At 68.9% G+C, this 24,733-nt stretch carries 18 protein-coding genes; 8 read left to right on the forward strand and 10 right to left on the reverse strand.

Annotated features, from left to right (window positions below):
- The first annotated feature begins 3 nt into the window (after positions 1-3).
- The 3 genes from Q0599_RS12095 (at position 4) to Q0599_RS12105 (ending at position 4,340) form a co-directional block, all read left to right on the forward strand.
- Positions 4-3,216, forward strand: coding sequence for an efflux RND transporter permease subunit (locus tag Q0599_RS12095; RefSeq protein ID WP_298829767.1), 3,213 nt, complete (start codon positions 4-6; stop codon positions 3,214-3,216).
- A 79-nt stretch (positions 3,217-3,295) separates the two neighbouring features.
- Complete coding sequence (locus Q0599_RS12100; protein ID WP_298829768.1) at positions 3,296-3,670, forward strand: hypothetical protein; 375 nt, start codon at positions 3,296-3,298, stop codon at positions 3,668-3,670.
- A gap of 100 nt (positions 3,671-3,770) precedes the next feature.
- The gene (locus Q0599_RS12105; protein ID WP_298830450.1) at positions 3,771-4,340 is read left to right on the forward strand and encodes a DMT family transporter; all 570 of its coding nucleotides are present in this window, start codon (positions 3,771-3,773) and stop codon (positions 4,338-4,340) included.
- On the opposite strand, the gene Q0599_RS12110 is transcribed toward Q0599_RS12105, so the two are convergent.
- The 5 genes from Q0599_RS12110 to Q0599_RS12130 all read right to left on the reverse strand — a co-directional run bounded on the left by Q0599_RS12110 (position 4,299) and on the right by Q0599_RS12130 (position 8,267).
- Complete coding sequence (locus tag Q0599_RS12110) at positions 4,299-4,592, reverse strand: DUF6064 family protein (protein ID WP_298829770.1); 294 nt, start codon at positions 4,590-4,592, stop codon at positions 4,299-4,301. The two genes, Q0599_RS12105 and Q0599_RS12110, sit on opposite strands and share 42 nt — an antisense overlap.
- Positions 4,589-4,783 carry a hypothetical protein gene (locus Q0599_RS12115; protein WP_298829772.1) on the reverse strand — a complete coding sequence of 65 codons (195 nt, stop codon included), beginning with the start codon at positions 4,781-4,783 and terminating at the stop codon, positions 4,589-4,591. Before Q0599_RS12115 ends, Q0599_RS12110 begins: the two co-directional genes overlap by 4 nt.
- A gap of 262 nt (positions 4,784-5,045) precedes the next feature.
- Positions 5,046-6,425, reverse strand: a complete 1,380-nt coding sequence (locus Q0599_RS12120) for a S8 family serine peptidase (RefSeq protein ID WP_298829774.1) — start codon at positions 6,423-6,425, stop codon at positions 5,046-5,048.
- Positions 6,426-6,958: 533 nt separating this feature from the next.
- Positions 6,959-8,080: an SDR family NAD(P)-dependent oxidoreductase gene (locus Q0599_RS12125; protein WP_298829776.1), complete on the reverse strand. Its 1,122-nt coding sequence runs from the start codon at positions 8,078-8,080 to the stop codon at positions 6,959-6,961.
- Between the two features lies 1 nt (position 8,081).
- A complete protein-coding gene (locus Q0599_RS12130) occupies positions 8,082-8,267 on the reverse strand; it encodes a hypothetical protein (RefSeq protein WP_298829779.1) in 186 nt (61 codons plus the stop codon).
- A 166-nt stretch (positions 8,268-8,433) separates the two neighbouring features.
- Between Q0599_RS12130 and Q0599_RS12135 the strand changes: the two genes are divergently transcribed.
- A complete protein-coding gene (locus Q0599_RS12135) occupies positions 8,434-11,049 on the forward strand; it encodes a tetratricopeptide repeat protein (RefSeq protein ID WP_298829781.1) in 2,616 nt (871 codons plus the stop codon).
- A gap of 689 nt (positions 11,050-11,738) precedes the next feature.
- On the forward strand, positions 11,739-12,488 hold the full coding sequence (locus Q0599_RS12140; RefSeq protein ID WP_298829783.1) for a DUF924 family protein: 750 nt from the start codon (positions 11,739-11,741) through the stop codon (positions 12,486-12,488).
- A gap of 198 nt (positions 12,489-12,686) precedes the next feature.
- Here Q0599_RS12140 and Q0599_RS12145 read toward each other — a convergent pair whose 3' ends face one another.
- Positions 12,687-13,970: a serine hydrolase gene (locus tag Q0599_RS12145; RefSeq protein WP_298830452.1), complete on the reverse strand. Its 1,284-nt coding sequence runs from the start codon at positions 13,968-13,970 to the stop codon at positions 12,687-12,689.
- Between the two features lie 829 nt (positions 13,971-14,799).
- On the opposite strand from Q0599_RS12145, the gene cysK reads away from it, so the two are divergent.
- The 3 genes from cysK (at position 14,800) to Q0599_RS12165 (ending at position 18,922) form a co-directional block, all read left to right on the forward strand.
- Complete coding sequence (gene cysK / locus Q0599_RS26180) at positions 14,800-16,296, forward strand: cysteine synthase A (protein ID WP_367180938.1); 1,497 nt, start codon at positions 14,800-14,802, stop codon at positions 16,294-16,296.
- Between the two features lie 41 nt (positions 16,297-16,337).
- Positions 16,338-17,579 (forward strand): MFS transporter, encoded by a 1,242-nt coding sequence (locus Q0599_RS12160; protein WP_298829785.1) that lies wholly within the window; start codon positions 16,338-16,340, stop codon positions 17,577-17,579.
- A 452-nt stretch (positions 17,580-18,031) separates the two neighbouring features.
- A complete protein-coding gene (locus Q0599_RS12165; RefSeq protein ID WP_298829787.1) occupies positions 18,032-18,922 on the forward strand; it encodes a LysR family transcriptional regulator in 891 nt (296 codons plus the stop codon).
- 662 nt (positions 18,923-19,584) lie between these two features.
- On the opposite strand, the gene Q0599_RS12170 is transcribed toward Q0599_RS12165, so the two are convergent.
- The 4 genes from Q0599_RS12170 to Q0599_RS12185 form a co-directional block, all read right to left on the reverse strand.
- The gene (locus tag Q0599_RS12170; RefSeq protein ID WP_298829789.1) at positions 19,585-20,868 is read right to left on the reverse strand and encodes a TRAP transporter large permease; all 1,284 of its coding nucleotides are present in this window, start codon (positions 20,866-20,868) and stop codon (positions 19,585-19,587) included.
- Positions 20,865-21,545, reverse strand: coding sequence for a TRAP transporter small permease (locus Q0599_RS12175; RefSeq protein ID WP_298829791.1), 681 nt, complete (start codon positions 21,543-21,545; stop codon positions 20,865-20,867). Before Q0599_RS12175 ends, Q0599_RS12170 begins: the two co-directional genes overlap by 4 nt.
- Before the next feature lie 78 nt (positions 21,546-21,623).
- Positions 21,624-22,616, reverse strand: coding sequence for a DctP family TRAP transporter solute-binding subunit (locus Q0599_RS12180; protein ID WP_298829792.1), 993 nt, complete (start codon positions 22,614-22,616; stop codon positions 21,624-21,626).
- A gap of 60 nt (positions 22,617-22,676) precedes the next feature.
- Positions 22,677-24,698, reverse strand: coding sequence for a 4-oxalomesaconate tautomerase (locus Q0599_RS12185; protein WP_298829793.1), 2,022 nt, complete (start codon positions 24,696-24,698; stop codon positions 22,677-22,679).
- Positions 24,699-24,733: the final 35 nt, after the last annotated feature.

Genomic DNA, 24,733 nt, shown 5'->3' on the forward strand with positions numbered 1-24,733 from the left:
CTCATGTTCAACTGGATCGTTCGCTACAGCCTGCACAACCGGCTGTTCGTGCTTGCAGTCGCGGCGCTGTTGATGGTCTACGGGGCGATGACGGCGTGGCGCACGCCGGTCGACGTCTTCCCGGACCTCAACAAGCCGCTGGTCACCGTGCTGACCGAAGCGGGCGGCATGGCGCCCGAAGAGGTCGAGCAGCTCGTCACCTTCCCCATCGAGACGGCACTCAACGGCATGCCCGGCGTGACACGCGTGCGCTCGACCTCGGGCGTCGGCCTGTCCATCCTCTACGCCGAGTTCGACTGGGGCACCGACATCTACCGCAACCGCCAGCTTGTCGCCGAGCGGCTGGCGCTGGTGCGCGAGCAACTGCCCGGCGACATCACGCCGGTGATGGGGCCGGTCTCGTCGATCATGGGCGAGGTGATGCTGATTGCGGTGCCGCTGGGGGACGACGCGGCGCAGCCGGCGCCGGGCCGCCCCGGGACGGCGGCGCCCCCCACCGGAGATCGCGCGGCGCACTCGCCGGGGACGGGGCCGTCGTCGCTGTCCATGGCCGCGCGCGAGTACGCCGACTTCGTGCTGCGTCCCCGCCTGCTGTCGATTCCCGGTGTCTCGCAGGTGATCCCGATCGGCGGCGAGGTGCGCACGCTGCGTGTCTCGCCCGACACGGCGCGCATGGCGCAATTTGGCGTGTCGCTCACCCAGGTGGAGCAGGCCCTGCAGGGCTACGCCGGCAACGCCGGCGGCGGCTTCATCGACCTGAACAGTCGCGAGTACCTGATCCGCCACCTCGGCCGCAGCAACCGGCCCGAGGACCTGGCCGGCACCGCCGTGGCCTGGAAGGACGGCCGCGCGATCCTGCTCGAGCAGGTGGCGCAGGTCGGCTTCGCGGCCGGCCTCAAGCGCGGCGACGCCGGCTACAACGGCGTTCCGGCGGTGGTGGTCAGCGTGCAGAAGCAGCCCGACGCCGATACCGTGAAGCTCACGGGCCAGATCGAAGCCGCGCTCGACGAACTGAAGGCCGGCCTGCCCAAGGGCCTGGCCGCGCCCAAGGTGCTGTTCCGCCAGGCCGACTTCATCCAGGCGTCGATCGGCAACGTCGCCGAGGCGCTGCGCGACGGCGCGATCATGGTCGCGCTCGTGCTGTTCGCCTTCCTGCTGTCGGCCCGCACGACGATCATCTCGCTCACCGCGATCCCGCTGTCGCTGGCGGTCACCGCGCTGGTGTTCCAGTGGCTGGGCCAGTCGATCAACGTGATGACGCTCGGCGGCCTCGCAATCGCCATCGGCGAGCTGGTCGACGACGCCGTGGTCGGCGTCGAGAACATACTGCGCCGGCTGCGTCAGAACCGCGCAGCGGGCTCACCGCTGCCTGCCTTCGACATCGTGCAGCGTGCCAGCGTCGAGGTGCGCTCCGGCATCCTCTACGCGACCATCATCGTGGTGCTCGTCTTCGTGCCGTTGTTCGCTCTGCCGGGCATCGAGGGGCGGTTGTTCACGCCGCTGGGCATCGCCTACATCGTGTCGATCCTGGCCTCGATGGGGGTGTCGATGACGGTCACGCCGGTGCTGTGCTACTACCTGCTGCCGAAGATGAAGGCGCTGGACCATGGCGACAGCCGGCTGGTCGCCTGGCTGAAGCGGCTGGACAGCCGGCTGCTGGCCTTGTCGTTCAGGCATGCACGCCTGCTGCTGGCCACCGCGGTGCTCGCCGTGGCGGTGGCGGCGGCGAGCGTGCCCTACATGCAGCGCCTGTTCCTGCCGCCCTTCAACGAGGGCTCGCTGGTGCTGGCGCTGGTGCTCACCCCCGGCACCTCGCTCGCCGAGGCCAACCGTGTGGGCGCGGTGGCCGAAAACCTGATCCGCGAGGTGCCCGAAGTGCTGCAGGTCGGCCGCCGCACCGGCCGCGCCGAACTCGACGAACATGCCGAAGGGGTGCACTCGGCCGAGATCGACGTCGACCTCCAGCGCAGCGAACGCAGCCGCGAACAGATCATGGCGCACCTCCGCGAGAAGCTCGCGGAGCTGCCCGCGCAGGTGGCAATTGGCCAGCCGATCTCGCACCGGCTGGATCACCTGCTGTCCGGCGTGCGCGCGCAGATCGCGCTGAAGATCTACGGCGACGACACCGACACGCTGCGCAGTCTGGCGGAGGCGATGCGCGCGCAGCTCGCCCAGGTGCCGGGACTGGTCGACCTGACGGTCGAGAAGCAGGTGCTGATCCCGCAGATCACGGTGCGGCTCGACCATCGCAAGGCCGCCCAGGCCGGACTTGCGCCCGGCGAGGCGATCCGCGTGCTGCAGGCGCTGACCGACGGCGCGCATGGAGCTCAGATCGTCGATGGCGCGCGGCGCTACGACCTGGTGCTGCGCCTGCCCGACGACCGGCGCAGCCCGCAGGATCTGGCGCGCACGCTGGTCGACACGCCGGCCGGCCGGCTGCCGGTGTCGGCCATCGCCACGGTGGAGGAGACCGACGGTCCCAACCAGATCGGCCGCGAGAACGGCCGCCGGCGCATCATCGTCTATGCCAACACCGACGGCGGCGACATGGGGCGCGTGGTCGCCGACATCCGGGCGCTGATCACCAGTCAGGCGCTGCCCAGCGGCACCTTCGTCAGCCTCGAGGGCCAGTTCCAGGCCCAGGAGCAGGCCACCTCGCTGATCGCCGGACTGTCGGTCGTTTCGCTGGCGATGATGTTCCTGGTGCTGTACTCCCGCTACCAGTCGGCGGTGCTGGCCTCGATCATCATGGCCAACATCCCGCTGGCGCTGATCGGCTCCGTGGTGGCAATGTGGATTGCCGGGGTGCAGTTGTCCGTGGCCTCGATGGTCGGCTTCATCACGCTGGCCGGGATCGCCACGCGCAACGGCATCCTGAAGATCAGCCACTACATCAACCTGTGCAAGTTCGAAGGCGAGACCTTCGGCCAGCCGATGATCGTGCGTGGTTCGCTGGAGCGGCTGACGCCGGTGCTGATGACGGCGCTCGTCGCTGCCTTCGCGCTGACGCCGCTGCTGCTCGCAGCGGACGCGCCCGGCAAGGAGATCCTGCACCCTGTGGCGGTGGTGATCTTCGGCGGACTGGTCAGCTCGACGTTGCTGGACACCTTGCTCACCCCGGTCATGTACGGGCTGTTCGGCCGCCGGCCGACCGAACGGCTGCTCGCCGAGCAAGCGCACACGCCGGCGGCGGCAGACACTCGCGAGGCCTTCTGAACCGGGCCCCGTGACGGCAACAGGCCTCGGCGGCGCCGCCTGACTGAAGCGCGCCGCGTTCCTACGGAGAAGAGCAACCATGATCAACAAAGTCCTCGCCTCGGCCCTTCTGGCCTGCTCTGCCCTCGTCGCCGCCCCGGCATTCGCGCACGGCGGTGGAGACCCGAAGCACGGCGGCGTGGTGCAGACCGCGAGCGACCTATCGTTCGAACTGGTGGCAGGAGCCGATGGCGCGACGATCTACGTCGAGGACCACGGCAAGCCGCTGGCCCCGGCCGGCATGAGCGGCAAGCTGACCGTGCTCAACGGCGCAGAGAAGTCGGAGGCCGCACTGGCCGCCGCGGGCGACAGGCTCGAAGCCAAGGGCGTCAGGCTGGCCAAGGGCGCCAAGGTCGTGGCCACCATCACGACCGCCAGCCAGAAGGCAATCACGGTGCGTTTCACGGTGCGCTGAAGAATCCTCGCGGTCCAGGCCGCCTGTGCGTGCGTCCGGCACGCGCACGAGCGACGGCAGACCGACGCCGGGCCAGTCGGGCGACGTGCGATCCGTCGGGATCGATGGCGAGGTCCGATCCTGGAGGACCTGGTCGGAACGGACCGCCAAGCCCGGGGCCCGGCTGCGGCACTCCGATCTGCAGCGCCTGCTGGCGATGGCGGGTTTCGGCGCCGTGATCGGCCCCGTGGCCCTGGCTTGGGGACTGCAGCACACCGGCGGCACCAGCGCAGCGCCGATGCTGACGCTGGCGGCCTTGTTCACCGCGGCTTGGGCCTGGCGCCCGTGCCACGAAGCCCTGGACGGCCGGATCCCGACGGCGATGGCCCTGCCGCTGGCCGGCGGCGTGGTGCTGCACCTGGCGAAGTCGCATGGCCACGACCATGGGCACGAGGCGCTGGAGCGCGGACACGCCCACCGCCACGACGACTCTCATCACCACCACGTGCACGATCCCATGCCGGAGGGCAATCCCAGCCACCCTCATCGCCGCGAGACCATGCGGCATGGGCATGCCCACGTGCCGGACGCGCACCACGCCCATCGACATCGACGCTCGGGGCCGTGGTCCACGCCGTCTGCGGCCGGCTCAGCGCCGGCTGACGGCTTGCCCGAGGCCGACGCGAACTGACCGGCTGCGCGAAAGGAACTTCGCCCAGGCCGTGGCGTGCGCCGCCGCACGCCGGCGATCCCGAAGGATCAGCAGCACGATCGTCGGGCCGCTGAAGAGCAGGTGCCAGTCCTGCGGCACGCTGAGCATGAAGGCGGCGCTGCCACCCACGAGCGACCATGCCAGCGGATTGACCAGCAGCCGGCGTGGGACAGGCGCCGACGTGAGCAGCAGCGCGCCGAGGTTGAAGAGCGTCACGGGGCACGGCGTCATGCCGAAAGTCGGCTGTTCGTGTGCCCGAAGACCAGTCGGCGCCCGGCGACACCGGCGACGAGGAACGGAAGGCCCTGCACCACGAACAGCGCGCCGAAAGCCAGCGCCGCCGGGTTGATCCGCGCAAGGAAGAGTCCGTGGTAGGCCACACCGGTCAACAGCAGCCGGCCGAACGCTCGGTTTCGAACCATTCGCGGACAGTGTGCATGGGCGGTTGAAGCGCCGTCTCCATGGACGATGGCATCAGGCCGGGCCTGCCGGCCGACGTTGGAATCGCGGCCGCAGCAGCGCTTCGTCCTCGATGGCGTGGCATCGATCCAGTCGGATGCGGCCCGCCGATCGGCGACATGATGACGGGATCGCCGTCGCCGCGAGAGCAAGATGGCGCCGCGACCCTCGCGGGTGCGGCACCATCACTCCAGCTTCCTCGACAGTGCTCGAACGCGCCGACGCTTACGGCATGGACGCGGCAACTGCCGCAGGCACATTCAGCATGCCTTGCCCGAACACCTGGCGGTCGCCCAGCGACTCGGCGGTGTCCTTGAGGATCGAGGCCACGGCGTTCGCATTGAGGCTGGGGTTGACATCAAACATCAGACCCGCGGCAGCCGAGACATGAGGCGTCGCCATGGACGTACCGCCCTTCCAGCCATAGCCGACGGCGCAGGACGCAGTGGCGGCGCAGAAGGGGTTGGGGCTGACGATCGTGCTCAGCACCAGGTACTCGGCCCAATTGGCGGGCCGGTTCGCATCGCAAGTGCCGATCTGGCCGCAGTCGCCGCCAGGCGCGGACAGCGTCACCGCAGCGCCCTGGTTCGAGTAGAACGCCTGGATGTCGACGGACACGCCCGGCTGGTAGCGCGGGTTGGGCTGGATGCCGGTCGCGGCCACGTTGATGATGCCCGGGATGTCGCCAGGGACGTGGACGAGCGTGCCATTCACGTCGAGCCCCTCGTTGCCCGCCGAAGCGACCATTGCCGTGCCCATCTTGAGCACCGCGTTGGCAACGCGCTTCTCTGCGGCGACGAAGGTCGCCAGGTCGCTCGTCCCTTGGCCACCGTATTGACCGACCCTGCCCAGGCTCATCGAAATGACCTGGAACCCTCTCGCAGCGGCGTCCAGCATGGCCATCCAGCGGCTCGAGGAATATGCGCACACGCCGCAGCCCGGGACGGGCTCGAACGTGTTGTAGCCTGCCAAGCCAAGGTTCGGTCCGACGCCGACGACGCGCCCCCCGCCGAAGGCCGCGGCGATCGTGCCCGCAACGTGCGTGCCATGGTCGCTGTAAGCCGGGTAGGGATTGCAGGCGCCGTCCGCGAACGAGCCTGCCGACGTGTAGCAGTCGGCGTACACCACGTTCGGTGCGAGATCAGGATGGTTCCAGGCGATTCCCGTGTCGATGACGGCGACGACGGTGCTGTGGCTGCCTGTGCGACCTGCGGCCCACGCGGCGGGCGCACCGACACGCTGGACGCCCCAAACCAAGCCACCGTTGTACAGGTCGTCGGCGGCCGTCGGTCCCTCGAGCGGGGCTTGCGCGACCACTGCGGGCAGCGTCCACGGCACGTCATGGTCCACACCGGCCACGCCGGTCATGCGCGCGGCAGCGGCGATGAAGTCAGGCCGATCGGAGCTCACGATCGCAATCCCCACCTTGGGCAAGGAGGCGACCAGGTTGCCACCAACGGCTGCGATCTGTTGCGCCGCGGCGGCGGGAACTGCGGCCTGCTTGTACATCACGACGTACCGAGAGCCCTGCGCCACGGCGCTGCTCATCGAGACCGCCATTGCGGCGGTGACGCCTACCAGTGCGAAGAGAGACTTCCTGATCATGCTGAATGACCTCCAAGGTTGAAGCGACCCACGAAAATGTTTGGCGACCCCGCGACGAGACACGAATGCGATCGTGGGTGCGACTCAACTGCTTGTCGAATTCGACGCGATCAGCCCACGGCACTCCGCGCCGAGACAACAAGCATCGCGCTCGCAAGGTGTGTGCAAGAAGATCGACCCTGCAGTGGCTGAGCTGACGGACATGAGACCCCGATGGGTTGAGTTCGCCCGAACTGGAAGCAGTCATCCGCCCGGCGCCGCCTTGTCGGCCGACCTCGACCGCACGCTTCGCGAGTTCAGCGGTCGCTCGTGGCGCGGACCTTCGGGCGACCGGCCTCGGCGAAGGCCAACGTTCGGCCCGCAAGCACGAACGTCTCAGTTCAGTCTGCAGCGGCCGTCCGACAGACCACTCCGAGCGCCCGCCTCTGACCGATCTCAGACCCATAACGCCCGTGCCCCTCATCGAGCCTAGGATTTCCAGCGCGCACATGGCGAGCTGCATGCGCGGCTGTTCCTCGAGTTCCGGTTCATCGCTACGGCGCAGTCGGCCCGGCGACCCACGGATAGGCGGACTGCTGCATCTCGGCCAGGCCAACGGCCGTGATGTAATCGTTCAGCCCCTGGATCGAGTACGGCGGCGCTTCGGAGCCGACCGCGATGTTCGGCTCCGGGTCGGTGGACATGAGCAGCTGCAGGAAGGCCTGCGCGGCAAACGAGGCCGGCACCCCGTTGGCCGTCATGGCGCGCACCGCCCCGAGAAAGGCCTGGAAATTGGGGTCGTACGGGGCATCGCCGTTGGCGTCAACCGGCTGCAGAAAGATCGGCCTCGTGCCCAGGGCCAGATCGGTGCTGACCGGCTGTGGGTTCACGGTGGAGACCCGGATCCCGATCTGTGCCGCATCCAGGAGGCCGCGCAGGCAGTTGGCATAGGCCAGCAGTGCCCGCTTGCCCGCGGTGTAGGCGTGGTAGTAGCTGGTGCCCGGCTCGCTTCCACCCACCCCGTAGGCCGCCACCGACGTGGTGAAGATGATGCGGCCGTAGCCCGCCGCGGCGCGTGCCGCAACCGCGTTGAGCAAGCCACTGGTGACCGCGACGTGCCCGCCGTAGAGCGTGGCCGAGGCCAGCCCGATGCCGCCGAAGAAGGCGCCGGCCTCGACAGGTATGACGCTGCCCAGTGCGAAGCGCCCGGCATTGTTCACGAGCATGTCGATGCCGCCATTGCCGACCACCTCGGGCCGGGCCTGCACCGTCGCGAGAAAGGTGTTGATCGAGGCCGGGTCGGCGAGATCGAGCGGCAGCAGCGTGAACGGATGCCCGGGGTAGGCACCGGGCTGGCGCGACGTGCCGATGACCGTGACCCCCGCCTGCTGGAGGGCCAGGCCGGTCGCCCGCCCCATGCCGCGTGAGGCTCCCGTGATCACCGCCACCTTGCCCGCGAGACTCAGCCCGGGGACAAAGGTCGCCTTGGGATAGTACTTCGGCTTCGCTCGAACCTGGAACGGCAGGGGGTCGGCTTTGGCCGCACCCGTTGCCAGCAGCGCATGCGCCACCGCGCCGCTCGTCACGAGCCCCGCAAGCAGCTGGCGCTTGGTCATCGACTTCGGTGCCGCAGCACCGGTATCTTGATTGATGGGTCCGGGCGTCTTGTCAGCCATGTCAACTCTCCTTGTTGAAGCGTTTACCCGCGGCGGAAGGGATCGAAAACCGGTGGCGGGTGGGCGCCACCTGGGCGGCGCCGGCCGCGCTCGGCAGCGCCGCGACAAAGAGCCGATGACACGTGCGCATGGTGGCTTGTCCTTGCTCGAGGGTGCTGGATGGGTCGCCCCACTGTGCGCCGGTCATGGTGCGACGTCCTGTAGCCGCCTTAAACGTTCCAAAACCGTGCCGGCCGCGGCAGCGGCGTGCTGGCCATGGCTGGCACGAGCGGCAAGCGGGTCGCGATCCACCGGCGGCGGCAGAGCAACCGCGGCGGCGGCCGCCCGCCGGGGCCGCGCCGCTAGACTTCGGCATGCGCTTTGACTACGTCATGGGCCCGGTCTCCATCAGGCCCAATGAGCGCTGCGTCTACGTGCACGGCCAACCGCTGGCGCTGGGCGCCCGGGCCTTCGACCTGCTGCTGGCGCTGGTCGAGCGCCGCGACCGCGTGGTCGGCAAGGAAGAACTGCTGGCCCTCGTCTGGCCCGGTGCCGTGGTGGAGGAAGGCAACCTGTCGGTGCAGGTCAGCACCCTGCGCAAGGCACTGGGCGAGAAGGTCATCTCGACGGTGCCCGGGCGGGGCTACCGCTTCACGGCGCAGGTGGTCGAACAGGCGCCCAGCGGCGCGCCACCGGCCGAGGTTCGCGGCCCGGCGGCGGCCGCGTTGCCGGTTCCCGGCCCCGAGGCCGGACGCGGCGGCTGGTTGCCGGCGGCAATGACGCCGCTGCTGGGCCGTGCCGCCGCCCTGGCCGAAACGCAGGCGCTGCTGCCCACGACGCGTTGCCTCACGCTCGTCGGTGCCGGCGGCGCGGGCAAGACCCGGCTCGCGCTGGCCCTGGCCGACGCCGTTCGCAGCCACTACCCCGGTGGTGTCTGGTGGATCGGTCTGGACGCGTTGAGCGACCCGGTGCTGCTGCCCCAGGTCGTGGCCGGCGCCGTCGGCGGCACCGACCTCCGCACTCCCCCGGTGGCGCTGCTCAAGAAGCGTCTGGCCGGCCGCGCGACGCTGCTGGTGGTGGACAACTGCGAGCACCTCGTGGAGGCCTGCGCCGATCTGGCCGTGCGTCTGCTGCGCGAGCTGCCCCAGCTGCAACTGCTCGCCACGAGCCGCGAGTCGCTGCGCATCGCCGGCGAGGTGGTGTGGAGCGTGCCGCCGCTTGACGTACCCGACGCCGCCGATCCCGCTGGCGCCGGCACCGCGCGTCTGGGCGCCTTGGCCCAGGTGCCATCGGTGCAGCTGCTGGTCGAGCGCATCCGGCAGCACAACACCGGCTTCGCGCTCGCGCCCGACAACGCAGTGCCGCTGGCGCAGATCTGCCGCGGCCTCGAAGGCCTGCCGCTGGCGCTGGAGCTCGTGGCCGCCCAGGTGGGGCCACGCACACTGGCCCAGGTGGCGGCCCGGTTGGACCGCAGTCTCGGCCTGCTGAACGTGGGCACGCGCGGCGGCATGCACCACCACCAGACCATGGCCGCGGCCATCGACTGGGGTTTCCGGCTGCTCGGCGAGCCCGACCAATCGGTGTTCCTGCGGCTGTCGATCTTTCTGGGCGGCTGGACCCTCGAGAGCGCGGCTGCCGCCTGCGAAGACCTGGAGCTGGGTGCCGAACCGTTGGCCGACGTGATGGGCCGGCTGCTGCGCGCGTCGATGGTGCTGGCCCGGCCGACAGCCGCCCCCCCCGATTCGCTGCGCTTCCGCATGCTGGAACCCATCCGCCAGTTCGGCCTGGCGCAGCTGGAAGAGCAGGGGCAGGTGGACGCCGTGAAGCAACAGGTGCTGCACTGGTACGGGGTGCGAGGCAAGCGCCTGGCGGCCCAACTGGGCGGGCCGCAGCAGGCGGCCGGCTACGCCGATCTGGCCGCGGAGTTCGACAACCTGCGCGCGTTGCTGTCATGGAGCCGCCACCACGATCTCGCCAGCGGGATGCAGTTGGCTTCCGACCTGTGGCGCTTCTGGCAGGTGCAGGGCCATGCTCAGGAAATGCTGGACTGGTTCGACGAGGTGCTGCCGCAGGCCGAAACGCGGGCGCTGCCCGAACGGCTGCGCGCCGAGGCCAGCAACGCCGCTGGCACGATGGCCCGGACCTGCGGCCAGTACGACAAGGCCCGCAGCCTGTACGAGGCCGCGCTGGCCCTGCAACGCCGCCTGGGCAGCCGCAGGGGCGAGGCGATCGTGCTGAACAACCTGTGCCTGATCGCCCGCGACCGGTACGACCATGCCGCCGTGTTGCAGCAGGGCAGCACGAGCCTGGCCCTCGCGCGCGAGATCGGCGACCGCAACCTCGAAGGGCTGGCCCTGATGCACCTGGGCACCGCCCTGCGCGGCCTGGACCGGCCGGCCGACGCCGAAGCCAGCTTCCGCCAGAGCCTGGAGATCTTCGTCGCACTGGGCGAGCAGCGGGCTCAGGGTGCGCTGCGCAACTTCCTGGGCAATCTCGCGTTGGCGGAGGGCCGCTGGTCCGAGGCCGAACGCGCCTTCCAGGAAGGCCTGGCCCTGAACCAGACGCTGCAGGACTTCTGGGGCCTGGGCATCTCCAGCTGCAACCTGGCGACGCTGCAGGCAGCCCGTGGCGACGACGGCGCGGCTCGGGAGCTGCTGCTGCGCAGCCTGGCGCACTACCGCCGCTCCGGCGCCCGGCATGGGGTGGAAGAGTGCTTCGAGCTCCTGGCGCGCCTGGAGCGGCGGAGGGGCGAATGGCTGCGCGCGGCATGGTGCTGGGGCGTGGTGGAGCGGCTCGAACGTGACATGGGCAAGCAGCTTCCGACCGCCCTGCAGGCGCGGCGCGACGCGGAGATCAGCGCGTTCAAGGGTGCGCTGCCGGAGGCGGAGTTCCGCACCGCCCACACGCAGGGGCAGCAGGTGGCGCTGGCGGACGCGTTTGCCACCGTGCTGAGCCACGCGGGCTCGTCGCCAGCCCGCCAGCCCCACTGATCGGGCCGTTTCGTCGGCCGGGGCAGCGCTCACGGTGCCCCGTCGCCGTGCGCCGCCGGTTTGGGAAGGTCTCGGACGGCTCAAGGACGCGGCGCCGGCAGGTCACGCACGGTGGCGGCACCGCGGGCTCGTGGACCCTCCCGATCGCCGTATCTCACCCGGACAGAACAGGGGCGACACGCACGGGCCGTGGCTCTGCCACGGCTGTGCGCGATCGCGATGTGGCCACGCCTGTGCCGGTGCCGGTGCCCCAGACGCTGGCACTGGCGGCCTGGGGCGCCACGGGCATGGCGAGCCGGACGCGACGTCGTCGAGACCGTGACGCGTCGGGCGCTCGGACGCTTTGGCGTGCCGAGCCCGCAAGATGCCGTCTGACTTCGGCAGTGCGCGGCTCGGTACTCTGCGCCGCCCACGCTGGCGCAGACGAGGACAGGTGTCGCTCGAAGACGCCTTCGCAGCCCTGCGGCGCGACGAGCCGGCGAGTTCAGGCCCCTGAGCGAGGCTGGAGCCCCGGTTCGTCGCACCGGTGCTGCCGACCCCAGCGGCTTAAGAACAATTTGGACGGCTACAGGACACCGGCCGATGAGGCCGCGCACAGTGGCGCATCGGTCGGCACGATGCCGGCTCTGCCTTCAGGCTCGACTCCGGAGGAGCCATGAGTGCCTACATCATGCGGTGCTCGGCGCACGATGGCTGACGCCGATCGGCATGCGCCAGCGCCACCGGCCGCCAGCGACGCCCCCGGCTGCGGCATGAGCGCGTGCGCCACCACGCCCGAGGACATCTTGGCTTTCTGGTTCCCCGACGGCGACACGCCCACGGCTCAGGAACACCAGCGTCTGTGGCACTGGCGGCTGCACGGCGGTGCACACCAGGAGGTGGTGGCCCGCTTCTCGACGTTGACCGCGCTCGCCGCAGCCGGCGAGCTCGACGACTGGGCGCACGCCCCAAGGGGCCGGCTGGCCTTGATCCTGATCCTCGACGCATTCGTCCGCGCGATAGGGTCGGGCACGCCGCGCGCCTATGCCGGCGAGGATCGCGCACTCGACCTCTGCCTGCAGGGGCTGGCCAACCGGCACTTCGACGCGCTGCCCACCGTCTGGCACAAGGCCACGTTCCTGACACCGCTGGAACAGGCCGAAGGGGACGATCCGGCCCGGCACCTGGCGAACCTGGAGGCGGCCATCATCCTCGCCGACCGGCTGGTCGGCCAGTCGCCTGCCGAACTGCGACCCTGGTACGAGATGCGCGCCGGCCAGCTGCGCCGGCACCACGCGGTCATCGCGCGCTTCGGCCGCTACCCGCACCGCAATGCCATCCTCGGACGTGCGAGCACGCCGCAGGAACTGGCTTTCGTCGCCAGCGGCGACCTGCAGCCGACCGAGCCGGCCGGTCGCGAGCACGACCGGCTCCGCGACCGTCAGCGCAGCCCACGGTGAGCGACGGCACTCGACCCAAAGGCGTGAGCCGTCGCCGGAAGAAGCGGACCTAAGCTCAGCCGAGCACGGACTTGCGCGAATACCAAGTCGAAGCGATTTGTACGCCTGCCTCAGGTGTGTGCATAGCCCCCACCAGCCCGGGTTCGGGCGGGGGCTGACGGCCGTCGAGCGCTGGGCGCGGTCGAGCCTGGTCAACGCTCATCGCGTCACGGCTGAGAGGTGCTTGGCGAGCGCGTGATAGGCCGGCAATGAGGTCGGGTCAATTGCCGCGTTGCCCGCCACCGGGTGCGATGCGAACCGCACGATCACCATCTCCGCCTTCGGGTCGATGTAGACCGTCTGGCCATGCACGCCGCGGGCGGCGAAAGCGCCATGCTCGTTGTGCGTGACCCACCACATGTTGCGGTAGCTCCAGCCCGGCAGCTGCGCGTAGCCGGCCTTGGCGAAGTCCGCTTGGCTGCCACCGCGGCGAATGTCCGCCACGGCCATCGCCGGCACGATCTGGCGGCCGTTGAAGGCACCGTTGTTGCGGATCATCTCGCCAAACCGTGCCAGGTCGCGCAGCCCGGTACTCAGGCCGCCACCCGCGAACGGCGTGCCGATGGAGTCCACCGACATGTAGGCGTCCTGCTCGGCACCCATCGGAGCCCAGATGCGCTCGGACAGCAGCTGTGCCACCGACTTGCCGGTCACTCGGGCCAGGATCCAGCCCAGGGCGTCGGTGTTGGCGGTGCGGTAGTGGAAGGCCTCGCCATGCACGCCCTCGGGCTTCACGGTCTGCAGGAACTCGTAGTAGCTGCGCGGGCCGGTGTAGTCCTTGGGCTTGGGCAGCGGGTTGCCGGCCGCGCCGTGGGCCCAGACCTCGGCGTTCGGGTCCGCGTAGTTCTCGCTGAACTTGATGCCCGTGGTCATGTCCATGACCTGGCGCACCGTGGCGCTGCCGAAGGCCGACGGCGCGAGCTCCGGCACGTAGTGGTCCACGCGCTTGGCGGCGTCCAGCGTGCCTTCGGCCACCAGCATCGCCGCCAGCGTGCCGATGAAGGTCTTGGTCACCGACATCACGCCGTGCTGCCCCCCAGGCTTGAGCACGCCGAAGTAGCGCTCGTAGACGATGCGGCCCCGGTGCAGCACCACGATGCCGTCGGTGTAGTTGGCGTCCAGCGACTGTCGCCAGGTCATGGTCCGGTCCGACCCCAGCGGCGTGAAGCGTACGCTGTCGATGTCGTCGCGCAGCGCCGCGGGCAGCGGCGCTGCGGGCCCGAGCCCACGCGACACGTTGACGGTCGGCATCAGCTGGCGAAAGTTGGACACCGTCCAGCGCATGGCCGGGAATTTCCAGTACGAGCCGTCGTCGAAGCGGATGACACGGTCCGGCGGTGGCGGCGAGCCCACCATCCAGCCCAGCCGGGCGGGGTCGCTGGCCTGGGCGTCCGGGAAGCCTTGGGATCCAGCGTGGCCATCGCCGTTGGGTTGGGCAGCCATCGCAGCGGCGAAGGTGAACGTCAACGAAACGGTGGCGAGCAAGGACGACCGAGTGCTCATGTGGGCTCCCGAGGGCGCAAGAGTAGAACCTTGCTGAAAGGCAGTCCGCTCACTCTACCTCGCACCGCAGCGCGCCGAACTGGACCAACGGCTCGTCCTGATGAGCGTCCACCAGACCACCGGTACCGCGGACTTGCCACTCGGTTGACCGCTTTCGAGGCGAAAGCTGAGCGTCTTCTCATGGCCGGGAGCGTGAACAGGCGGCGGCAGAAGGTAGCTGTCGTTGGCGGGACACGCCGACCGAACGACAGCTTCCTCAGGCCCTGGTCGGCGCAGGTCGACCCTGAAGAAACATCCGCTGTCCTGATCTCGTCGCCGCAAAGCTGTCGGTCGCGTCATCGGGGGATGGCTGCTCAAGCGACCGTTCGATCTCGCGTTACAGCACAGCCCGAACGGCGATGGCGGCCAGCTCGGGATCATTGCCGACATCCTCGGGCGCGCAGGGATCGAAAAGATCGTCACCCACCTGGGACTGGATCCGCAACTGCCGCCCGAGGGCGAGGCGCGATCGGCATCGCCGCCGCACGCGCCGCGCAGGCGGTCCGCGACTTGTCCGGATACACGCCGGTTACATGGCGGGCACACGCGGCGCCGGCGCCGAAGCGGTCGGATTACACGCCGTGGGCACGATTCCACCACTGCCCTTCGACCCTCACGACAGTCCGCCACGCACCCCGTCTTCCTCCGTTCACGGCCCAGGGCTGAGCTGACCACTGCGCAACCGGATCCCCCGCCCATCGACCGACGACAACCCCGCAAGGACTTGCCCATGGCACGCCACGACAGCATCCTCTCCACGATCGGCCACACCCCTCTGGTGCGCCTGCATCGCCTGGCGCCGCCCGGCGTGCACGTGCACGTGCACGTCAAGCTGGAGTCGTTCAACCCCCTTGGTTCGGTGAAGGACCGCATGGCGCTGGCGGTGATCGAGGACGCCGAGCGGCGGGGCTTGCTGCGCCCGGGGCAGACCGTGATCGAGGCCACCAGCGGCAACACCGGCATCGGCCTGGCCATGGTCTGCGCGCGCAAGGGCTACCCGCTCGTGCTGACGATGGCCGAGAGCTTCAGCGTCGAGCGGCGCAAGCTGCTGCGTTTTCTCGGCGCCCGGGTCGTGCTGACCCCCGCCTCGGCCAAGGGTACCGGCATGCTCGACAAGGCGATCGAGCTGGCCGAGCGGCATGGCTGGTTCCTCTGCCGGCAGTTCGACAACGAGGCCAACGCCGAGGTTCACACGCGCACGACGGCGCAGGAGATCCTGGCGGACTTCGAGGGCGAGAGATTGCACGCCTTCGTTTCCGGCTATGGCACCGGAGGCACGCTGCTCGGCGTCGCGCGCGGACTGAAAGCCCGCGACCCGTCGATCCAGGTCATCGCTGCCGAGCCGGACAACTCGCCCGTGCTGGTCAGCGGCGTGGCCCAGGCGCGCCGCGCCGACGGCTCGCCGAGCGCCAGCCATCCGCATTTCAGGCCGCACCCGATGCAGGGCTGGGCGCCGGATTTCATCTCGCACCTGACCGAGACGGCGCGGACCGAGGGCCTCATCGACCGGATCGTGCCAGTGAGCGGGGGCGAGGCGCTGCGCCTGTCGCGCGAGCTCGCCCGCCAGGAAGGCATATTCGTCGGCATCTCGTCGGGCGCGACACTGGCGGCGGCGCTGGAGGTGGCGCGCAGCGCTCCGGCCGGCAGCCATATCGTCTGCATGCTGCCCGACACCGGCGAGCGCTATCTATCGACGCCGCTGTTCGACGGCATCGACGTCGACATGAACGACGAAGAACTGGCGATCTCGCGCTCGACGCCGGGCGGCCGATTCGACCCACCGGCCGCGGCCGCGGCGGGGCCAGCGCCGGCCGCGCTGCCAGGGGTCGACGCCGAGGCGCAGGCCCACGTCGAGGCCGCCATTCGTGATCACGCGGTGGTGATGTTTGCGCTGGAGTGGTGCGAGTTCTGCTGGGCCGTACGCAAGCTCTTCGATCGTCTGGGCATCGCGTACCACGCCGTCGACCTCGACTCGGTGCCTTACCAGGCGCAGGACATGGGCATCCGGGTTCGCGCGGAGCTGCTACGACGCACTGGCGCGCCGTCGATCCCGCAGATCTGGATCCACGGCACCGCCATCGGCGGCGCCACCGACTTGTTCGATGCGATGCGCAGCGGGCGCGCGCAGGCCCTGCTGGCCGAGGCCGGCATCGCCTGCGACGCCGGCGTCGGCGTGGACCCGTACGCGTTCCTGCCGCGCTGGCTGCATCCGCGCAAGGTGGCCTGACGGTCACCCGCAGTGCGCACACCGATCGACGGAGCCAACCCATGCATGGACAGGCCAAGCCGCATCTCGATGACGACGAGCCCGCCTTCCGCTGGATCGTCCTGACCGCCGCCGCGTTGTCGCTGGCGGTCGCCATGGGACAACTCGTCAACGGCCTCTCGGTCTACTTCATTCCGCTGGAACGGGCGTTCGGCTGGCCTCGGGCCGAGGTCGCGCTGATCAACACGATCGGCCTGCTCGGCGTCGCGCTCGGCGGCATCGTGGTGGGGCGGGTGGTCGATCGGATCGGCACCCGGCGCGTCGTGCTCGGCGCGGCCATCGTCTTCAGCCTGTCCATCCTGCTGGCCTCCCGCGCCGAGGCGCTATGGCAGTTCTACGTGCTGTTCGGTATCGCAGGCTTCGTCGGCGGCGGCGCGATGTTCGCGCCATTGATCGCGCTCGTCGGGAACTGGTTTCGCAGCGGCGCCGGGCTCGCGATCGGGATCGCATCGGCAGGCCAGGCCCTGGGCCAAGGCGCTGTGCCGTTCGGCACGGCCTATCTCATCGATTCGTTGGGTTGGCGTGGGGCCATGGTCACGCAAGGCCTGGTTTCGCTGGCCGTGCTGCTGCCGATGGCGACGCTGCTGCGGGAGCCTCCCTGGCGCAGTGGCGGCGCGGCCGCCGCGACCGCGCCGGCCCCGCCGCTGCCGGGCCGCGTCGCCGTGCCTTGGCTGTCGCTGGCGGTTCTGGGATGCTGCACCTGCATGTCGGTGCCGCTGATGCACTTGGTCCCGCTGATCCAGGGCTGCGGCATTCCGGCGCCGGCCGCCGGCGGCGTCCTGTTCCTGATGCTGACGGTGGCCATCTGCGGCCGCGTCGCGTTCGGCAAGCTGGCCGACCACATCGGCGCGATCCCCGCATACATGACGGCATCGCTGTGGCAGACGGTGTTGGTCTATTTCTTCACGCAGATGTGGAGTTTGGACTCGTTCTACGTGCTCGCGGCGATCTATGGCTTCGGCTATGCCGGCGTGATGACTGGCCTGCTGATGACGGCGCGCGAACTCACCGACCCCACGAGGCGCGCGAGCCAGATGGGCATCATCCTGGCCCTCGCATGGCTGGGGCACGGCCTCGGCGGCTACCAGGGGGGGCTGTTCTACGACCTGACGGGCGGCTACCGGTGGACCTACGCCAACGCGGCCTTGGCCGGCGTGTTCAACCTTGTGCTGGTCGGCGCGCTGTACTGGCGCGTGCACCGGCGCGGCCGCCCGCTGCTGACACCGTCGCTGTCGCGCGCCTGAGCGAGCGCCGCCGCGACACCCGGATTGCACGGTAGCAGGAGGGCATCATCCACCTGCATCACGGCTGGCATCGCACGGATACGACGGGCCATCAAAGTGGCCGACACGGTGTCGCGGGCATGAACCACCCGACGAGGAGCCTGCCTTGCCAGCCGCCAATCTATTTCGTTGTGCGAAAGTCATCGAGGTGCGGCGAGTCGTTGGCTGAAGAACGGGAAGCAGCACCGTCGTCCGCTTCGCAGCTTCTGCTGCCGGTCAACGCCGACCGCCGCGTTCACCGTCTCGGCCTCCCCGTCGGTTCGTGCCGGCTTCGCTGTCACGTCGGGCAGGCCTTCCTAAGCGATCGGTCGTCAGCCAGTAGACCGCGAAGCGGCCACTGGTGCAGGGCAGTCCGCCACAGCAGGGGCAATGACCTTGGTTGATCGCGCACGACGAGAGCGCTGGAAAGACGGTTGGAACGCCTACCCAGCATCACGCGCGCCGCCGAGCGTGTGCACCTGTCGCAATCGGCGATGAGCAACGCGCTCGGCCACCTGCGCGACTACTTCGAGGATGAACTGCTGGTGCAGGTCGGTCGCCGGCTCGAGTTGACGCCGCGGGCCGAGGTGCTGCGCGAGGCGGTGCGCGACGTGCTGGTGCGCATCGACACCTCGATCGCCGCGCAGCCGCAGTTCGACTGCACGAACTCGGACCGCGAGTTCCGCCTGTGCATCTCCGACTACTCGATGGAGGTGCTGCTGCCGCGCGTGCTCGCGAACGCATCGCGCCTGCGCAGCACGGTGCGCTTCCGCCTGCAGCCGCAGGTTGCGTATCCGGCGCATGCGCTCGAGCGCGGCGAGGCCGACCTGCTCGTGATCCCGAAGGCCTACGTCTCGCCCGACCATCCGACCGACATGCTGTTCAACGACGAGTTCGTCTGCGCAGTCTGGCGCGAGAGCAGCCATGCGCGCCGCGGCCTTGGCTTCGAGGACTACGCGAGCGCCGGCCACGTCGTGATGCAGCCGGTGGACACAGACAAGCCGGCGCTCGAGAGCTGGTTCGTGCAGCGCTTCGGACTCTCGCGCCGCATCGAGGTGACAACCTACAGCTTCGCTGCGCTGCCCTTCCTCGTCGTCGGCACCGAGCGTGTCGCGACGGCGCATTCGATGCTCGCGCGAGCCGTCGAGCCCGCGCTGCCGATCAAGTTGATGCCGCTGCCGATGCCAATGCCGCCCTTCGAGCAGGCGATGCAGTGGCACAAGCACCGCTCGCTGGACCCCGGGCTGCTGTGGTTGCGCGATGTGGTGAAGCAGGCTGCGCGGGGCCTACCGGATGGCGAGACCCGCGCTTCAGCCAGCAGTTGAGCCGCTACAGGAGCGACGACTGTCGGCTTTGTGCCTTCGGGGTGAATGAGTCACGAGAGCGGACACTCGATGTCCAGCCAGATCTCGCTCACCCTCTTGCATCACGAACAAGCAGAGCTTCCACCCCTGCAGGCAGCGCAGTAGGGCTCCGTGAAGAGAGTCTGAAGGTTCGCCGACCGGCGGGCGTCGAATCGACCGCGCGACGACTACGCGATCATGCTTGTTGACAATGCGGCCGCATCGTCAATGAGCGTTCATAACTTTTTGCTTTTATTGATATTTTCGGTCGCCCGTCACTCCCACTCGATGATCAAGACGCGGGGGAGAACAGCACTCGAACGGGCGGTTTACCGTCGGAAGTACCGTCAGGCTCGAAAGCGGCACGATCGTGGCCGCTTCCTTGCGTTTGACTGTATCGCCTCGCCGATTTGCGTCGGTCTCGCCACACCGACCGACCGCTTGAATGCGGCTCGAGAGCTCACTGTCGATCCACTCCAGCCACTCGGTCACTCCGGAGACTGCCCCGTCAGCAGCAGGTCTGTGGGGCCTTGAGACCATCACGAAGTGCCCACCGACCCCGATATCGGCGATGCCGGCGATCGTGTTGCGGCGAGGGACGAACCCAGCAACCCTGGACGCCGACGAGCTCGCCGTCCAGGCCTCTACATCATCCCCAGCGTCTTCGGAAGCCACAGCGACAGTGGCGACCAGAACGTCACGATCATCAAGAACACCAGCATCGTCAACAGCCATGGGCCGACGGCCTTGCTCATGTCGGTCAGGCCGAGCTTGCTGATGCCGCTGGCGACGTAGAGGTTCAAGCCGACCGGCGGCGTGATCATGCCGATCTCCATGTTCACCGTGATGATGATGCCGAAGTGCACCGGATCGATGCCCAGGCTGGTAGCGATAGGAAACAGGATCGGCGCGAAGATGAGAATGATCGACGCCGGTTCCATGAAGTTGCCGGCGATCAGAAGGATGACGTTGGCCAGCAGCAGGAAGCCGATCGGTCCCAGCCCGCTCTTGATGATCCATTCGGACATCATCTGCGGCACCTGCTCGCTCGTCAGCAGGAACGAGAACAAGACGGCGTTGGTGATGATGTACAGCAGCATCGCGCTGAGGTTTGCCGACGACAACAGGACGCGCTTCAGGTCCGTCAGCCGCAGATCCTTGTAGACAAAGATCGCGATGAAGAATGCGTACACCGCACTCATCGCTGCGGCCTCGGTGGCGGTGAAGATGCCGCTGTAGATGCCGCCCATCACGATGACGATCAGCAGCAGGCCCCAGATTGAATCGCGGAAGGCCTTGCCTCGCTGGCGCCAAGTGGCCCTCTCGGCCTTCGGATAGCGGCCCTTCTTGGCGATCCAGAAGGTCGTCACCATCAGCATCGCCGCGAGCACGAGACCAGGCATGACGCCCGCCATGAAGAGCGCGCCGATCGAGCTGTTGGTCGACACCGCGTACATCACCATCGCGATCGACGGCGGAATCAGGATGCCCAGGCCGCCTGCCGAGGCGACGATGCCGGCGCCGTACTTGACCGGATAGCCCGCCTTGACCATCGCCGGCAGCAGGATCGAGCCGATGGCGACCACGGTGGCCGGGCTCGAGCCCGAGACCGCGGCGAACAGCGAGCAGGCAACCACGGCACTCAGCCCCAGACCGCCCGGCAGGTGCCCGACCATCGACGTGGCGAAGGCGATCATGCGCCGCGCCACCCCGCCGTGGGTGAGGAAGTTGCCGGCCAGGATGAAGAACGGGATCGCCATGATCTCGTACTTCTCGATGCCGGTGAACAGCTTCAGCGCAACGCTCTCGATGGGCACCGACGTGAAGGCTGCGAAGAAGGTCAGGACGGTCAGGCCGAGCGAGATGGAGATCGGCATGCCGGTCAGCATCAACGCCGCCAGCAGCAGGAAGATGATGGCGGGATTCACTTGCGACCTCCTTGGCCGTTGCCGGCATCGCCGTGCAGATCCTTCGGATAGACCGGACTCGGGTCGGGAAACTCGACGAACTCGTCGGCCTCGGACTCGATGCCGTCGACATGCCCTTCGTCGTGATGCGGCAACTGGCCGGTACGGATGAACGACATGCAGACCTGCAGGAAGCGGAAGCACATCAGTGCGCTGCCGAGCGGGATCGCCGAATAGACCAGCCAGGTCGGCATTTCGAGGTCGACCGTGACCGGTCCCGACAGCACGCCTTCGGTGCTGAATCCGAGCAGCGAGTAGATCCCGTAGTGGGCGCCGTTCTCCCAGACGAAGTGCGCCCCGAGGACGGCGATGATCCCGGTGAACAACGCGCCGGCCAGCAGGCCGAAGACGATGAACTTGGAGCGCAGCGCAGGCTTCAGCGTGTTGATCAGCACATCGACGCCGACGTGGATGCCGGTGCGGACGCCGTAGGCCGCGCCGAACTTGGCCATCCAGACGAACATGATGATCGTCAGTTCCTGGGCCCACGCCATGTTGATGCGCAGCAGCCAGTCCTGCACGCCCGGGATCGCGAAACCGGACCCGTAGCGGTGCAGCACCGCGGCGAAGGTGACGAGCGTGGCGGCGCCGATCAACAGCGTGACGATCCACTCCTCGAGTGCGTCGAGAACTTTCATGGTGGTCTCCGGGAGACGTGATGCCGCACTGCGGGCTACCACCAAAGGTGGGCGACCGCAGCGCCGTCGGGGGCCGGGCTACTTGCCGCCGGCCGTCTTGCGAATGGCGGCGACGAGGTCTGCGCCGACGCGGGACGCCATTTCGTCCTGAACCGGCGACATCGCCTTGACCCACAGCGCCTTCTCCTGCGGCGTCGGCACGTGGATCTCCGTCTTGCCCGATGCCTTGATCGCAGCCGTCGCCTTCGCGTTGTCCTCCTCGGTCACCTTGTCGTTCAGGTCCGTGGCGTCCTTCATCGCGTTCTGCAGCTCGCTGCGGATGTCGGTCGGCAACTTGTCCCAGAACGGCTTGTTGATAACGACGACATAGCCGCTGTAGGTGTGGTTCGTCATCGTCACGTGCTTCTGCACCTCGTACTGCTTCTGCGTGTAGAGGTTGGGCAGATTGCCGTCGGCGCCGTCGACCACGCCCGTCTGCAGCGCGGTATAGACCTCGGAGAAGGCCATCGTCTGCGGCAGCGCGCCGATCGAACGCATGATGGCCTGATTGACCTTCGACGAGTTGATCCGGATCTTCTGGCCCTTGGCCTCGTCCGGCGTTCGGATCGGCTTGTTCGAGCTCAGCACCCGGAAGCCGGCGTCCCAGTAGCTCAGGCCGACCATGTTGCGCGCCTCGAGCTTCTTCAGCAGGGACGCGCCGATCGGGCCCCGCGTCACGCGGTGCAGCCCTTCGGTGTCGGGAAACATGTACGGCAGATCGAAGACCTCGAATTCCTTGACGCCGGCCGGGCCGAACTTGCCCGCCACAGGCGCCAGCATCTGCACCGCACCGAGTTGCAGCGCCTCCAGCTCTTCCTTGTCCTTGTACAGCGTGCTGTTGGCGTAGACCTCGACCTTGACCCGGCCCTTGGTGCGTTCCTCGGCGCGCTTCTTGAAGTATTCCGCCGCCTGCCCCTTGGGCGTGTCAGCGGCGGCCACGTGCGAGAACTTGATGACGATCGGATCCTGGGCGTTTGCCGATGCGGCGAAGGCGATGCCGATGGTGGCGGCGATGCAGTGCAATGTCTTCATGTCTGTCTCCTGGGGGGCGAATGGCCGGTCGGTGCGGCACTGGTTGAATGGGAGGGTGGATCAGTGGGCCGCTTCGGGCTCGGCACGGTGGTCGGGGATTCTCGAACGCGTCATGACGGCGCGCCACTTGTGCAGTTCGGCGTCGACCAGCGCACGCAGCTCGTCGGGCGTGCCGCTGCGGACCTCTGCGCCGTGGTCTTCGATGCGCTTCATCGTGAGCGGCTCGCACAGCAGCTCGTTCAGCGCCCTATTCGTTCGGGCGATGACTTCGTCCGGCGTGGCAGCGGGCGCGAACAGGGCGTACCACTGCGTCACGTCGACGCCCTCGACGCCGGCTTCGGCCAACGTTGGCACGTCGGGCAGCGCGGCCACGCGCCGCGGGCCGGCGACGGCCAGGGCCCGCAGCCTGCCGGCGCGAAGGTGCGGCAAGGCGCTGAACAGGCTGGGGAACATGATCTGCGCGCGGCCCAGGATCGTTTCGTCGAGCGCCGGCGCGGCGCCGGGGTAGGGAATGCCGAACATCGACGTGCCGCTGCCGTGCATGAACAGCTCGGCCGCGAAGTGAGGTGCGGTGCCACTGCCGGCCGATGCGAAGCGATACCGGTTCGGCTGTTCGCGCAGCTGCCGCAGCAGATCAGGAATGTCGCGCACCGGCGTGTGCGCGTGAATGACCAGCAAAGTCGGCGACGTGGCGACCAGGCCGATCGGCTCGAAGTCGCGGCGCGGGTCGTAGTGCAGCTTGTGCAGCGCCGGGCTCATGGCATGGGTGCCGATGTAGCCCAGCATCAGGGTGGTGCCGTCGGCCGCCGAGTGCGCGACGAATTCGCTTGCGATCGAACCGTTCGCCCCGGGCCGGTTGTCGACCCTGACCGGCTGGCCGAGGCGCGGCGCCAGGCCGGCCGCGATCGCGCGGGCCATGGTGTCGTTGCCGCCGCCGGCCGAGGTCGGCACGACGATTGTGATCGCGCCGTGAGCCGCGGCACCAGGGGTCTTGCCCGTCGCGACCCGGGAGAAGACGTAGTCGGGGAGGTACAGCTCGCCCTGCAGGATCTTGCGCGCCGTCCGCACCAGGGCCGCCCGCTCGACACGGGCATCGTCGCCCTCGCCGCCGACGTCGACATCGACCTCGATCCGTCCCTGCGGATGGAGAACGGCGACGCGGCGTCGACCGCGCAGCCTCGTGCTGCTGCTGGCGACGGTCCCCGGCAGCGCGAACGCGGTGGCGATGCCGACCGCTCCGGTCACCGCGTGCGATGCGTGGCAGCGGCGCGGCGTGAAGTACCTCGAGGTCAGGCTGTGCTCGCCATCGCCCGCGCTGACGAGCACCGGCTTCGGAATCACGCTGTGGGACACGTCGCCGAGGCCCATCATCATCCCGGCCTGGCAGCGCATGAACTCCAGTCGCTCGAGCAGCGCCGGAATCGCATCGAGCTCGCCCGGCGGCTCGCCGCCGGTGACACCGAGATCGACCGCGCGCACGATCATCATCGGCATCGCGGCATCGATGCAGGTCACCTCGACGCCGTCGATGCGGTCGACGCGCCGGCCGGTCGGGAACAAGGAGCCCGTCACCGCCCCCCAGGCGTCGAGGAAGTCCAGCCGGATCGGCGCCGCCGTGCCGGCCACGCCGTCAAGGCGGGTGTCGCCTTCGTAGGTGACGCGGCGCTCGGGCGTCTGCACCGTGACGTCGATGCGCGAGCGGGTGTTGACGTTGAACACGCGTACCGTGGTCTCGCCGTCGGCGGCGTCGACCAGGCCCTGCTCGATCGCGAACGGCGCCACCCCGGAGAGCATGTTGCCGCAGTTGGGCCGCGTGTCGACCGACCGCTGGCCGACGCCGACCTGGGCGAACAGGTAGTCGACGTCGCAGCCGGGCTCGGCCGAGCGCGAGACGATCGCGACTTTGCTGGTGAGGGTGCTGCCACCGCCGACCCCGTCGAGCTGCAACAGGTCGGACGCACCGATCGCACCGATCAGCGCCTCGTCGCGCTGCACCTCGTCCTGCGGCAGCCACTCGCGCAGGAAGAAGGGACCGCGCGAGGTTCCGGCTCGCATCAGGACGCAAGGCAAGGTGCGTTTCATGGCGGCAATGATGGTTGGTGCCGCCGCGATCCGGA

Source organism: uncultured Piscinibacter sp., assembly GCF_937952055.1.
GTDB lineage: Bacteria > Pseudomonadota > Gammaproteobacteria > Burkholderiales > Burkholderiaceae_C > Piscinibacter.

Coding starts and splice junctions, on each gene's coding strand:
- Q0599_RS12175 (WP_298829791.1), bottom strand. CDS start 21,545: ATGAAAGTTCTCGACGCACTCGAGGAGTGGATCGTCACGCTGTTGATC.
- Q0599_RS12160 (WP_298829785.1), top strand. CDS start 16,338: ATGCATGGACAGGCCAAGCCGCATCTCGATGACGACGAGCCCGCCTTC.
- Q0599_RS12130 (WP_298829779.1), bottom strand. CDS start 8,267: ATGACCGGCGCACAGTGGGGCGACCCATCCAGCACCCTCGAGCAAGGA.
- Q0599_RS12145 (WP_298830452.1), bottom strand. CDS start 13,970: ATGGCTGCCCAACCCAACGGCGATGGCCACGCTGGATCCCAAGGCTTC.
- Q0599_RS12120 (WP_298829774.1), bottom strand. CDS start 6,425: ATGATCAGGAAGTCTCTCTTCGCACTGGTAGGCGTCACCGCCGCAATG.
- Q0599_RS12135 (WP_298829781.1), top strand. CDS start 8,434: ATGCGCTTTGACTACGTCATGGGCCCGGTCTCCATCAGGCCCAATGAG.
- Q0599_RS12115 (WP_298829772.1), bottom strand. CDS start 4,783: ATGGTTCGAAACCGAGCGTTCGGCCGGCTGCTGTTGACCGGTGTGGCC.
- Q0599_RS12185 (WP_298829793.1), bottom strand. CDS start 24,698: ATGAAACGCACCTTGCCTTGCGTCCTGATGCGAGCCGGAACCTCGCGC.
- Q0599_RS12110 (WP_298829770.1), bottom strand. CDS start 4,592: ATGACGCCGTGCCCCGTGACGCTCTTCAACCTCGGCGCGCTGCTGCTC.
- Q0599_RS12125 (WP_298829776.1), bottom strand. CDS start 8,080: ATGGCTGACAAGACGCCCGGACCCATCAATCAAGATACCGGTGCTGCG.
- Q0599_RS12140 (WP_298829783.1), top strand. CDS start 11,739: ATGGCTGACGCCGATCGGCATGCGCCAGCGCCACCGGCCGCCAGCGAC.
- Q0599_RS12180 (WP_298829792.1), bottom strand. CDS start 22,616: ATGAAGACATTGCACTGCATCGCCGCCACCATCGGCATCGCCTTCGCC.
- Q0599_RS12095 (WP_298829767.1), top strand. CDS start 4: ATGTTCAACTGGATCGTTCGCTACAGCCTGCACAACCGGCTGTTCGTG.
- cysK (WP_367180938.1), top strand. CDS start 14,800: ATGGCACGCCACGACAGCATCCTCTCCACGATCGGCCACACCCCTCTG.
- Q0599_RS12100 (WP_298829768.1), top strand. CDS start 3,296: ATGATCAACAAAGTCCTCGCCTCGGCCCTTCTGGCCTGCTCTGCCCTC.